10 protein-coding genes and 2 tRNA genes are annotated in these 12,315 nt (G+C 62.1%); 1 reads left to right on the plus strand and 11 read right to left on the minus strand.

Annotated elements, in window-relative coordinates:
- The first annotated feature begins 94 nt into the window (after positions 1–94).
- Entirely contained in the window at positions 95–634 is a 540-nt protein-coding gene (locus tag E3N94_RS09300) for a hypothetical protein (protein WP_104100637.1), read from the plus strand.
- A 77-nt stretch (positions 635–711) separates the two neighbouring features.
- On the opposite strand, the gene E3N94_RS09305 is transcribed toward E3N94_RS09300, so the two are convergent.
- The 11 genes from E3N94_RS09305 to dnaA form a co-directional block, all read right to left on the minus strand.
- On the minus strand, positions 712–1,041 hold the full coding sequence (locus E3N94_RS09305) for a hypothetical protein (RefSeq protein ID WP_134401969.1): 330 nt from the start codon (positions 1,039–1,041) through the stop codon (positions 712–714).
- A gap of 106 nt (positions 1,042–1,147) precedes the next feature.
- Positions 1,148–1,220, minus strand: a tRNA-Ala gene (locus tag E3N94_RS09310).
- Positions 1,221–1,267: 47 nt separating this feature from the next.
- Positions 1,268–1,341 (minus strand) — tRNA-Ile (locus tag E3N94_RS09315).
- 84 nt (positions 1,342–1,425) lie between these two features.
- A complete protein-coding gene (locus E3N94_RS09320; RefSeq protein ID WP_104100639.1) occupies positions 1,426–1,833 on the minus strand; it encodes a DUF3566 domain-containing protein in 408 nt (135 codons plus the stop codon).
- On the minus strand, positions 1,826–4,384 hold the full coding sequence (gene gyrA, locus E3N94_RS09325; protein WP_134570146.1) for a DNA gyrase subunit A: 2,559 nt from the start codon (positions 4,382–4,384) through the stop codon (positions 1,826–1,828). Before gyrA ends, E3N94_RS09320 begins: the two co-directional genes overlap by 8 nt.
- A 49-nt stretch (positions 4,385–4,433) precedes the next feature.
- Complete coding sequence (gyrB, locus tag E3N94_RS09330; RefSeq protein ID WP_134570120.1) at positions 4,434–6,410, minus strand: DNA topoisomerase (ATP-hydrolyzing) subunit B; 1,977 nt, start codon at positions 6,408–6,410, stop codon at positions 4,434–4,436.
- Positions 6,411–6,531: 121 nt separating this feature from the next.
- The gene (locus E3N94_RS09335) at positions 6,532–7,020 is read right to left on the minus strand and encodes a DciA family protein (RefSeq protein ID WP_233194112.1); all 489 of its coding nucleotides are present in this window, start codon (positions 7,018–7,020) and stop codon (positions 6,532–6,534) included.
- Complete coding sequence (gene recF, locus E3N94_RS09340) at positions 7,013–8,200, minus strand: DNA replication/repair protein RecF (protein WP_134342737.1); 1,188 nt, start codon at positions 8,198–8,200, stop codon at positions 7,013–7,015. Before recF ends, E3N94_RS09335 begins: the two co-directional genes overlap by 8 nt.
- 5 nt (positions 8,201–8,205) lie before the next feature.
- Positions 8,206–9,093 (minus strand): phosphogluconate dehydrogenase (NAD(+)-dependent, decarboxylating), encoded by an 888-nt coding sequence (gene gnd, locus E3N94_RS09345; RefSeq protein ID WP_134570121.1) that lies wholly within the window; start codon positions 9,091–9,093, stop codon positions 8,206–8,208.
- 22 nt (positions 9,094–9,115) lie between these two features.
- The gene (dnaN, locus tag E3N94_RS09350; RefSeq protein ID WP_104100644.1) at positions 9,116–10,264 is read right to left on the minus strand and encodes a DNA polymerase III subunit beta; all 1,149 of its coding nucleotides are present in this window, start codon (positions 10,262–10,264) and stop codon (positions 9,116–9,118) included.
- Positions 10,265–10,627: 363 nt separating this feature from the next.
- The gene (dnaA, locus tag E3N94_RS09355) at positions 10,628–12,046 is read right to left on the minus strand and encodes a chromosomal replication initiator protein DnaA (protein ID WP_104100645.1); all 1,419 of its coding nucleotides are present in this window, start codon (positions 12,044–12,046) and stop codon (positions 10,628–10,630) included.
- Positions 12,047–12,315: the final 269 nt, after the last annotated feature.

Here is a 12,315-nt window from a genome sequence, read left to right on the forward strand (position 1 = left end):
ATTCCGATCAACACCGGCTCCACCCAGAGCCCTCCCAGACGATTGCGTGGCAAGATGGACAGTGTTCGCCACATGACATCGATGGAGGGTCCAGATGAGCCTGTCACGCAAGCGCCGCAAGGAACTTACTCGGCTGCGTAAGAGCGCAGACGAATTATGGAACAACCAGCAGGAAGTGCTCGAGCGTGCCAACGCCATTGCAAGAGAGGCCAGCCGCCAGGCCGGCATCCTCACCCGTGAGGAAGTAGCTCCGCGCGTGCGTGAAAGCTATGAGCACCTTTTGCGCCCTGGAGTGCAGGCCACTCAGGATCTCGCCGAAGGTGTTCGCCACCAGGTCATCGACCGGGTGTTGCCCGGAATCGGCAGCGGAATCGGCACGGCCATCGGCTCGGTGATGAGCGTCGGGGACGTTGCCCGCGACGCCCGCGTTCGTGCGGCACTGAACCGCGTGCGGTTCCAGAAGCCTGTCGTGCTAGAGAACAAGGGTCCTGGCGCCGGCACCTACATCGCACTCGGCGTTGCCCTGGCCGCCGCCGCAGGCGTCGCCTACGCCGTCTGGCAGACCTTCCGCGCCGACGACGAGCTGTGGGTCGCTGAAGATGATCCCGCCGCCGCCACATCAGTCGAAGACTAGACCGCAGCACCGCAACACCAGGGGAGGGCCCGCATCCAGGGGATGCGGGCACTCCCCTTTTTTTTCGGGTTGCCGGCTCAGCCGAGAAGAGTCGTCGAGGCACCCTCGAGTTCTTCGAGCTGCGTCAGAATCGACATGACGACAATCACGTCGATGACCACATTGAACAGCGCAGCGACGATCGAGAGGATCAGCCCGATCTGTGCCAGCTCCCGGCGATTCGAGCGCCGCAGCGCGATAATGCCGAGCACACTCCCTACGATCGCGAGCAACAGGCCGAGAACCGGGAGCCAGCCGCCGGCGAAGGCCACAATGCCCATCCAGAGGGCCGTGATCGCGAGCCTGTCGGCCGTGGGCCGGGAGGGCGGCATTGCGGCGGCTGGTGCGGGGCGGTTACTGGCTGACATGCGCCTCACCGTACCAAATCGCAGGGTAAAGCTGTGCGAAAGTGACTGAGGGCCGATAAATGGAGAACGCCCGGCCCCAAAGAAAGGGGCCGGGCGTTCTTCCTTGTGGAGCCACGGGGAATCGAACCCCGGACCTCCTGCTTGCAAAGCAGGCGCTCTACCAATTGAGCTATGGCCCCGCATGATCACGGGGATTGCATGCCGCGGTGTCAAAACTTTTCTTGCGTGGGGATACCGGGATTTGAACCTGGGACCTCTTCGTTATCAGCGAAGCGCTCTAACCAACTGAGCTATATCCCCCTAATGGGCAGGTTTGAGACTACCCGATTCGGCGGGATTGTCCCAATCGAGCCGCAAAGCGACCCGACCGGCAACATCCGACGACTAGTTGTTGGTGAATCCGACGAGCAAGCCGCCGGTGATTTTCACACTCAGGTTGTACAGAACCGCGTACACGGCTCCCAGCGCAGTGATGACGACCGTGTTCAAGATGGCCACGACGAAGGCGAAGCCCATCACGTTCCCGATGGACAGGATACTGGCCAGATCGGACGAGGCGCCGGCGATATCGGTGTAGAGGTCATCGACCTTGCCGAAGATGCCCGTTCCGTTCAGGATCGTAAAGATCAGGAACGTGGCCACGATCGTGACGATGCCCAGGCACAGAGCGATCAGGAAAGACAGTTTGACAGCCGACCAGAAATCCACGTAGACGAGCTTGAGCCGCACCTGCTTGGTCGCGGCCGGCTTGCGGCTGGATTTCTTGGCGAGCTTTTCGGCGACACTACTCATTTACAGGTTCTTCCTCTCCCAAGGCGTTTTCCGGTTCGGCCGCGAGAATCTCGGCCACCAGATTGCGCTCGGTGTTTTTCGCAATGGCGATGATTCTGTCTTCATCCGCAAACTTAGCGAAAACAACGCCCATTGTGTCCCGTCCCTTGGCCGGGACTTCGGAGACGTCAGAGCGTACCACCTTGCCGCTGGCAAGTACCACGAGCACCTCGTCTTCCTCGTCGACGATCAACGAACCCACCAGGTCGCCACGGTCGTCGTTGAGCTTGGCCACCTTGATGCCCAGGCCGCCTCGGTTCTGGAGGCGGTACTGGTCGGCTGCGGTGCGCTTGGCGTAACCGCCCTCGGTCACGACGAACACATAGCCGTCGCCCGAGACCACGGATGCGTCCAGCAGGCTGTCCTCGCCGCGAAAGTGCATTCCGATGACGCCGGAGGTGCTGCGTCCCATCGGGCGCAACGCCTCATCCGACGCCGTAAACCGGATCGACATTCCTTTTTTGGAGACGAGCAGCAGGTCGGAGTCGTTTTCGACCAGCAGGGCCGAGACAAGTTCATCGCCCTCGCGCAGCTTGATCGCGATGATGCCGCCCGTGCGGTTCGTGTCGTATTCGCGCAGCTCGGTCTTCTTAATCAGGCCGTCGCGGGTCGCAAGCGTCAGGTACTGGGCCACGCCGTAGTCGCGAATGTCCAGGATCTGCGCGATCTCCTCACCCGGCTGCAGCGCGAGCAGGTTGGCGACGTGCTGGCCCTTCGCGTCCCGGCCGGATTCCTGCGCTTCGTAGGCCTTGGCCCGGTAGACGCGTCCGGTGTTCGTGAAGAACAGCAGCCAGTGGTGCGTGGTCGTGACGAAGAAGTGCTCGACCACGTCGTCCGCCCGCAGCTGGGCTCCCTTGACACCCCTGCCGCCGCGGTGCTGATTGCGGTAATTGTCACTGCGCGTGCGCTTGATGTAGCCGCCGCGGGTAACCGTGACCACCATCTCCTCTTCGGGGATGAGGTCCTCGATCGACATGTCACCGTCGAAGCCGAACATGATCTCGGTGCGCCGGTCGTCGCCGAACTTGTCGGTGATCTCGGTGAGCTCATCGCTGATGATGGTGCGCTGACGCTCCGGGCTGGCCAAGATTGACTGGAACTCCACGATCTGCAGTTCCAACTCGGCAGCCTGATCGATGATCTTCTGACGTTCCAGAGCAGCTAGACGTCGCAGCTGCATGGTCAGGATCGCATCGGCCTGGAGCTTGTCCACGTCCAGCAGTTCCATCAGGCCGATACGAGCGTCGTCGACGGTGGGGGAGCGACGGATGAGGGCGATCACCTCGTCGAGCGCGTCGAGGGCCTTGAGATAGCCGCGCAGGATGTGCGCATCCGCTTCGGCTTTCTTCAGGCGGAACTGGGTGCGCCGCACGATGACCTCGACCTGATGGGCGACCCACGCGTTAATGAAGCCGTCGAGGGACAGGGTGCGCGGCACCCCGTCGACGATGGCCAACATGTTCGCGCCGAAGTTCTCCTGCAGCTGGGTGTGCTTGTAGAGGTTGTTCAGCACGACCTTCGCCACCGCGTCGCGCTTGAGAACGATCACAAGGCGCTGGCCCGTGCGGCCACTGGTTTCGTCACGGATGTCGGCGATGCCGCCGATCTTGCCGTCCTTGACCAGGTCGGCGATCTTGATCGCGAGGTTGTCCGGGTTGACCTGGTAGGGCAGCTCGGTGATCACCAGGCAGGTGCGACCCTGGAGCTCCTCGATGCTCACCACGGCACGCATGGTGATGGAACCACGGCCGGTGCGATAGGCATCCTGGATGCCCTTGATGCCGAGGATCTGAGCGCCGGTGGGGAAGTCGGGGCCCTTGATGCGCTGGATCAGCGCTTCGAGCAGTTCATCGCGGGTCGCGTCGGGGTTCTGCAGGTACCACAGGGCGCCGGCCGCCACCTCGCGCAGGTTGTGCGGCGGGATGTTTGTGGCCATACCCACGGCGATGCCGACCGAGCCGTTGACCAGCAGGTTAGGGAAGCGGGAGGGCAACACGGTGGGCTCGAGTGTGCGGCCGTCGTAGTTGTCCTGGAAGTCGACGGTGTCCTCGTCGATGTCGCGCACCATCTCGAGAGCGAGCGGGGCCATCTTCGTTTCGGTGTACCGTGGGGCTGCGGCGCCGTCGTTGCCGGGGGAGCCGAAGTTGCCTTGCCCGAGGGCCAGCGGATAACGAAGGCTCCAAGGCTGCACGAGTCGCACGAGCGCGTCGTAGATCGAGGAGTCACCGTGGGGGTGAAACTGCCCCATCACGTCGCCCACCACGCGAGCACACTTGGAGAACGCCTTGTCCGGACGGTAGCCGCCGTCGAACATGGCGTAGATGACGCGACGGTGCACGGGCTTCATGCCGTCGCGCACGTCGGGCAGCGCGCGCCCGACGATGACGCTCATCGCGTAGTCGAGGTAGGAGCGTTGCATTTCCAGCTGCAGGTCGACCTGATCGATCTTGCCGTGCTGCACGAGGTGCGCAGCCTTGGCCGCGGTGTCTGCTGCCAGGGACGCGGCGTCCATGTCGGTCCCGTCGGGGCCCTCGCCCGAGGTGCCGCCGGTGTCGGAGTGGTCAGATGTCAAGGAAACGCACGTCCTTCGCGTTTTTCTGGATGAAGTTACGGCGGGACTCGACGTCTTCGCCCATCAAAGTGGAGAAGATTTCGTCGGCGGCGGCAGCATCGTCGAGGGTGACCTGCAGCAGGGTGCGGGACTCGGGTGCCATCGTGGTTTCCCACAGCTCCTTGTAGTCCATCTCGCCCAGACCCTTGTAGCGCTGGATCCCGTTGTCCTTCGGAATGCGCTTGCCGGCCGCGGCTCCGTCTTCGAGGAGCGCGTCGCGCTCTCGGTCGGAGTAGACGTACTCGTGTGCCGAGTTCGCCCATTTGAGGCGGTACAACGGCGGCTGGGCCAGGTAGACATATCCGAGATCGATAAGTGGCCGCATATACCGGAAGAGCAATGTGAGCAGCAGGGTCGTGATGTGCTGGCCGTCGACATCGGCGTCGGCCATCAAAACGATCTTGTGGTACCGCACCTTGTCGGGGTTGAACTCTTCGCCCATGCCGGCGCCGAAGGCCGTGATCATAGCCTGAACCTCGGCGTTGCCGAGGGCACGGTCGAGCCGGGCCTTCTCCACGTTCAGGATCTTGCCCCGCAGGGGCAGAATCGCCTGAAACTCGGGGTTGCGGCCCTGCACGGCGGATCCGCCGGCCGAGTCACCCTCCACGATGAAGATCTCGGAAAGCGATGGGTCCTTGCTCTGGCAGTCCTTAAGCTTGCCGGGCATGCCGCCACCCTCGAGGAGTCCCTTGCGCCGGGCGGTCTCTCGCGCTTTGCGGGCGGCCATCCGTGCGTTCGAAGCTTGAAGCGCCTTGCGGATGATTTCCCGCGCCGGGTTGGGGTTGCGGTTGAACCAGTCGGATAGCTGGTCGTTGGCGACCTTCTGCACGAAGGACTTCGCCTCGGTGTTGCCCAGCTTGGTCTTCGTCTGTCCCTCGAACTGCGGTTCGGCGAGCTTGATCGAGACCACGGCGGTCAGGCCCTCGCGCACGTCGTCACCGGTGAGGTTGTCGTCTTTTTCCTTCAGGATGCCCTTTTCCCGGGCGTATTTGTTGACGAGGGTGGTGAGCGCGGCGCGGAAGCCCTCCTCGTGGGTGCCTCCCTCGTGGGTGTTGATCGTGTTCGCGTAGGTGTGCACGCTCTCGGTGTAGGCGGTGGTCCACTGCATGGCCACTTCAAGCGCCATCTTGCGTTCGTGATCTTCCCACTCGAACGAGATGATCTCGTCGTTGACCAGGTCGGCTTTCTTGGCCCGGTTGAGATATTCGACGTAGTCGACAAGGCCGTTCTCGTAGAGGAAGGTCCTGGTGACCGGCGTGCCCTCGTCGTCGAGGTTCTGCGGGCGCTCGTCGGTGAGCGTGAGGCTGAGTCCCTTATTCAGGAAGCCCATCTGCTGGAAGCGGGCTCGCAGAGTCTCAAAGTCGAAGTCCGTGGTCTCAAAGGTCTCCGAACTTGGCCAGAACGTGATGGTGGTGCCGGTTGCATCCGACGACTCGTCCATGGTGAGGGGAGCGTTGGGCACGCCGTCGTGGAAGCTCTGGCGCCAGACGTGACCCTGACGGCGTACCTCCACCTCGAGGCGGCTGGACAGCGCGTTGACAACCGAGCTGCCCACGCCGTGCAGACCGCCGGACACCGCGTACCCTCCGCCGCCGAACTTGCCTCCGGCGTGCAGCACGGTGAGCACGACCTCGACGGTCGAGCGGCCCTCCGCCTTGTGAATGTCGACCGGGATTCCGCGGCCGTTGTCGGCGACGCGAACCGCGCCATCCGACAGGATCTTAATGTCGATGGTGTCGCAATAACCGGCGAGGGCCTCGTCGACTGAGTTGTCCACGATCTCGTAGACGAGGTGATGCAGACCGCGAGGTCCGGTGGACCCGATATACATTCCGGGTCGTTTACGAACGGCTTCAAGTCCCTCGAGAACTTGGATATCGTCTGCGCCGTATCCGTGCTCCGGCTCGATCTGTGGGTCAACTGACATCTGTAATGGGGCTCCTGACCGTCGCGCGGGCGACCCTTTAGCCTACCAAAGACGCCAAGCACTGCGGGCCAAATCGGGCATCTGCGGCGTTTAATGCACCGGGTTGACCTGTTTTGGCCAGTTACCCATAGGTATCGCGTGGACCGCGCCCTGGAATTGATCTGGGACCCTTTTTCCAGGAGGGGGCGTTAGGTCCTTGAAAACGGATCGACTCGATGCCTGCGTCCGGATACTTCACGGCGATATGCGTCATTATCTCCACCCGCATCATGCGCAGCTGCGTCGCCCAGGCCGTCGACTCGCACTGCACCGTCAGAACGCCCTCGTCGATTCCGACCGGGGTCGAGTGTTTCGACGTCTCCTCGCCGGCCAGCAGGGTCCAGGAAGCAAGCAGCTCCGATTGGGCCAGTGGTGAATTCCAACCCAGCTGCAGCGTGAGCGAGTTGATCGTATCGCTCAGTCCCCGAGGATCCCGGCCCGCACCGAACGGAACGCTCGAGCCGATTTCGGCTCCAGGACGCCGTCGGGCGCGGCTGCGCTTGGCGTTTGGGTCACCGAATACATCCTTGAAGCGCAGGTAGACCCGGGAGGCCTCACTCGGCTCAGCCATCGACGACCGCCCCGGCATGGATGTGGATGGTGTGCTCGGTGAGTTCTTCCGGCACGTCTTCGAGTACCGCCGCGGTGATCAGGACCTGTTCGAAACCGGTGACGGCGGCGGCCAGACGTCTCCGGCGGCTCAGATCCAGTTCGGCGAAGACGTCGTCGAGGATCAGGACCGGGTCGCCCGTCGTCGAGTCCCGGCGCAGCAGCTCCGCCGAGGCGAGTTTCAGGGCGAGGGCGAACGACCACGACTCACCATGGCTGGCATAGCCCTTGGCGGGCAGTGCATTGAGCGCGAAGACCAGGTCGTCCCGATGCGGTCCGACCAGGGTCATACCCCGGTCGAGCTCCTTGCGACGAAGGGCGGCCAGTGCCGTGCGAAACGAATCCCCGGTGGTCGATCCTGTCGAAACCGAGGCTGACGAAACCGAACCGGTGGGAACCGAGCCCGTCGAGGCCATCGCCTCCATCGCTGCATCCTCGTCTGCACCCAGGATGCTGAGCGATGGAACCAGCATCGGCCCATGGTCTTCCCCCGCGACCGCCCGGTACGCAGCACCCAGGGGTGGCCCGAGCAGGCGAACGAGTTCGGCCCGCTCGTCGATGATCTCGGAGCCGAGAGCAACGAGGCGATCGTCCCAGATCTCGAGTGTTCCAAGCTGGGTGGTTCGCACCCCCGAGGCCCGCGCCGACTTCAGCAGCGTATTCCGCTGGCGCAGCACCCGGTCGTAGTCGGCCAGAACCCCGCTAAGCCGGGGGGTGCGCAGCACGAGCAATTGGTCGAGGAATCGCCGGCGCCCGGACGGGTCACCCCGAACCAGTGCCAGGTCTTCAGGGGCGAAGAGCACGCTGGAGAAAAAACGTGGGAGTTCTCGAGTCTTGATCACCGACCGGTTGACTTGGGCCCGGTTCAAGCCCGAGCGGTTGATCTGCACCTCGGTCAGGATCTCGCGGCCGTTGAACTCGAGCTTGGCCCGGATGATGCCGGCGTCGCGACCGGCCCTGATCATGGCGGACGTGTTGGAGACCCGGTGCGAACTGAGGGTACTGAGGAATCCCAAGGCCTCGACGAGATTCGTCTTTCCCTGCCCATTCCGGCCCACGATCAGATTGGGTCCCGGCGCGAACGGCACCTCGACCTGCGCATAGTTGCGAAAGTCGGTCAGCGAAAGGTGTTGGACCCGCACTCGGGTCAGTCGGTTGTTCTGACGGCGTGGCCGCCGAACTGATTGCGCAGGGCCGCGACCGCCTTCATCGCGGGGGAGTCGTCCTGCCGGGACACGAACCGCGCGAAGATGGCCGCGCTGATCGTCGGTACGGGTACCGCGTTATTGATGGCCTCTTCGATGGCCCAGCGGCCCTCACCGGAATCCTCGACGAAACCCTCGATGTTTTGAAGTTCCGGGTCGTCGTCCAGGGCTCGCACGAGAAGTTCAAGCAGCCAGGACCGCACCACGGTGCCGCGCTGCCAGGCCTTGAACACGCCGGGAACGTCGGTGATCAGGTCACTGCGCTTCTCCAGCAGTTCATAGCCCTCGGCGTATGACTGCATGAGGGCATATTCGATTCCGTTGTGCACCATCTTCGCGTAATGCCCGGCGCCGACCGCTCCGGCATGCACGAAACTCTCGTCGCGTGGGCCCTCGGGACGCAGAGCGTCGAAGACGGGCATGGCGCGCTCGACCTGCTCGGCGGCGCCACCGACCATCAGCCCGAATCCATTGGTCAGCCCCCACACGCCCCCGGAAACCCCGGCGTCGACGTAATGCACGCCCGATGCCGCCAGAAGGGCGGCATGGGCGAAGTCATCGGTGAAGTGCGAGTTTCCACCGTCGATGACAAGGTCACCGGCGCTAAGCTCATTGGCCAATTCGGCGATCACAGCATCCGTCGCGGCACCGGCCGGGACCATTACCCAAACAAGCCGCGGAGCCGGCAGCGCGGCAATCAGCTCAGCGGTGCCGGCAACGTCCGAAATCTCGGGGTTCCGGTCGAAACCAGTGACCTCGACGCCATTGGCCCGCAGACGGTCGCGCATGTTCGCGCCCATTTTCCCCAGGCCGATGATGCCGATGTGCATGGCTGTTCCTTTCGAGATTGGTCTAGCGCAACAGCAGGTTGGGCTGGAGCAGGTACTTGTAGCTGTCGGCGCCCGGCTGATCCCGAGAGGTCTGGCTGGTGATCAGAACCGGGCCCGGCTTGTTGGGATTCTCGGTCTTCGTGAAAGAGATTCGCACAAATTCCGAGTGCACCGCGCCCAGGCCGTCCAGCAAAAACTGAGGTTTCAACGAAACGATCGTGTCTGTACCGGACAGGATCGCGTCGATCGTCTCCGATGCCTGGGCCTGCTCCGATCCGACCGCCTCGAGGGTGAGACCGTCGGCGGTGAAGGTGAACCTCAGGGCTGCTTCGCGCTCGAGGACGAGCTGCACTCGACGGGTCGCCTCGATCAGGTCCGCCGTGTTCATGACCGCGTAGTTGTCCACGTTATCGGGGAACAGGCGCCGCACGGGTGGATAGTTTCCCTTGATCAGAAGGGAGGTGACGGTTTTCTTATCGGCGGTGAAGGCGATGAGCTCGCGGTCGTCGGTGTGAGTGATCGCGATAGAAATCGTGCCGCTGTGACCGAACGTCTTGCCGACCTCCTGCAGAGTGCGGGCCGGAACCAGGGCCGTGATGGTGTCGGTGGTCGTGGTGCTGCCTTTATCCCAATCGATCTCGCGCACGGCAACACGGTACCGGTCCGTGGCCACGAGGCTGAGGCTGTTTTCCGTGACTTGCAGCTGTACGCCGGTGATCACGGGGGTGACATCGTCACGGGAGGCAGCCACGGCCACCTGGGCGACAGCGGCCGAGAACTCTTCAGCGGGCACGAGACCGGACTGCGCGCTGACCTGCGGGATGCTCGGGTATTCCTCAACCGGCATGGAGAGCAACGTGAAACTCGCACTGCCACAACTGACCGTGATCCGGGATTCGTTGGTCGAGAACCGCACCGGTGCGTTGGGCATCCGACTGGCGATGTCGGCGAGGAGTCGTCCCGAGACGAGAACTTTGCCGACTTCTTCGACGTCGGCGGCGATCTCGGTTTGCGCGGAGACCTCGTAGTCGAACGAGGAGAGGATCAGCCCGGTTGCCGTCGCCTCAATCAGCACACCGCTCAAAATCGGCAGCGTCGTCCGCTGGGGAAGGAGCTTGACAGCGAAAGAGACGGCTTCACTGAAGACGTCCCGGTTGGCCTGAAATCTCACGAAGTCACTCCTGTTCGGTTAGAGACCTGGATACGGCCTCAATGGTAGCCGTGTTTCACGGAGCAAATTTTTGCAACCGTCGAGCACTCAAGGTTGTCGGATGGAGAGAAAGAGAAGTTAATTGTTAATCTTCTTAACCGGTGTGGAAACTGTGGATAACTTGTGGGATGCCGCCACGCGACTGGGAACTACAAACTTGTAACTTGTTGGCAGCCTGTGAGTGCCCAGCACACTTCGGTGTCGTGCCGGTTTGGCAAGGAGGGGAGTTTGCACAACCACGTGCCGAGTTTCTACAGGTTGTGCCCAGTTGTGTAAACAATTTCCACAGGGTTATCCACAGGTGTGAAAACTGAAGAAATACCGCTATTTGTAACGGTGGTTCTGCTTGATGCGGTTCGTGAGCTCGGTCACCTGGTTGTAGATCGACCGGCGTTCCTTCATCAGCTCGCTGATCTTTTTATTCGCGTACATCACCGTGGTGTGGTCGCGGTTACCGAACAATTGGCCGATCTTGGGCAAGGAGAGGTTGGTCAGCTCACGGCACAGGTACATCGCGATCTGGCGCGCCGTGGCGATCGCCTGCGACCGGGATGACCCGTAGAGGTCATCCACGGAGAGCTTGAAGTAGTCGGCGGTGTTGGTGATGATATCGACCGGCGCGATCACGTTGTCCTCATCGAGGGTGATCAGGTCCTTCAACACCGTCTGGACCAGGTCCATGTCGACCGGGGTGCGGTTGAGGCTCGCGAAGGCCGTCACCCGGATTAGGGTTCCCTCGAGTTCACGGATGTTCGAGGAGACCTTCGAGGCCATAAACTCGAGAATATCGTGCGGGACCTGTAGTTTCTCGCTCTGCGCCTTCTTGCGTAGGATCGCAATTCGCGTTTCCAGGTCGGGTGCCTGGACATCCGTGATCAGGCCCCACTCGAAGCGTGACCGCATTCGGTCCTCAAAACCGGTGAGGTGCTTGGGCGGGAGGTCGCTCGTGATGACCACCTGCTTGTTGTGATCGTGCAGGGTGTTGAAGGTGTGGAAGAAGGCTTCTTGCGTTTCCGCCTTGCCCTGCAGAAATTGGATGTCGTCGATCATCAGGATGTCGATATTGCGGTAACGCGACTGGAATGCGGAACCACGGTTGTTGGCGATCGAGTTGATGAAGTCGTTGGTGAATTCCTCTGAGCTGACATAACGCACCCGGATGCCGGGGTACAGGCTCATCGCGTAGTGGCCGATGGCGTGCAGGAGGTGGGTTTTGCCGAGGCCGGACGACCCATAGACGAAGAGAGGGTTGTAGGCCTTCGCCGGCGCCTCCGCTACCGCGACCGCCGCGGCGTGTGCGAAGCGATTGGACTGGCCGATCACGAAGTTGTCGAAGCTGTACTTCGAGTTCAACCGGGTGTCATGGGGCCGCTCGGGCGAGCTGCTCTCGAACACCGATTGCGGTGCGGCTGGGGTTTCCACATCGGGGGGAGAACTCGATTCGTGCACCGGCCGGATGGATTCCTTCTCCAGCTCGGGATTGACGACCACATAGAAGGTGGACACCGCGGACGCCTCATCCAAGTGGCCCATCGCCGTCAGGAGCGGCACTCGCATGCGCTGATTGAGCATGCTGGCCGTGAACTCGTTGGGGACCTCGAGGTAGAACGTGCCGGCGGCGATACCCTTGGGTTCGACCAGGTTGAGAAAGCCGTACAGCATGGGCGTGATGCTGTCGTCGGATTCCAGGCTGGTCAGGACAGACCGCCAGGTCTCCGTGATGGGCTGTTCTTCGGTGGCCATGGTTTCTCCGCTTTTCTCTCATTGTTGCCTTCTACAACGACGGAGATCGAGGATTGGGCTCGTCTCTGAACGCATAATCCAGCCAAAGCATCCACAAGGTTATCCACCGCCTGTGGGCAAATAAGCCCCAATTCACAGGGTTTGTTGAAAACCTGTGGATAACTTGTCCTCACGGTAGTCAATCACCGCCAGTCCGGCCAAATTCGTTCGCATTTCGTGCGCGTGTCGATGCTCGAAATGGGTGCGATTGTGTGTACAACCGATGATTT

It is taken from the genome of Cryobacterium sp. Sr3 (assembly GCF_004402835.1).
GTDB lineage: Bacteria > Actinomycetota > Actinomycetes > Actinomycetales > Microbacteriaceae > Cryobacterium > Cryobacterium sandaracinum.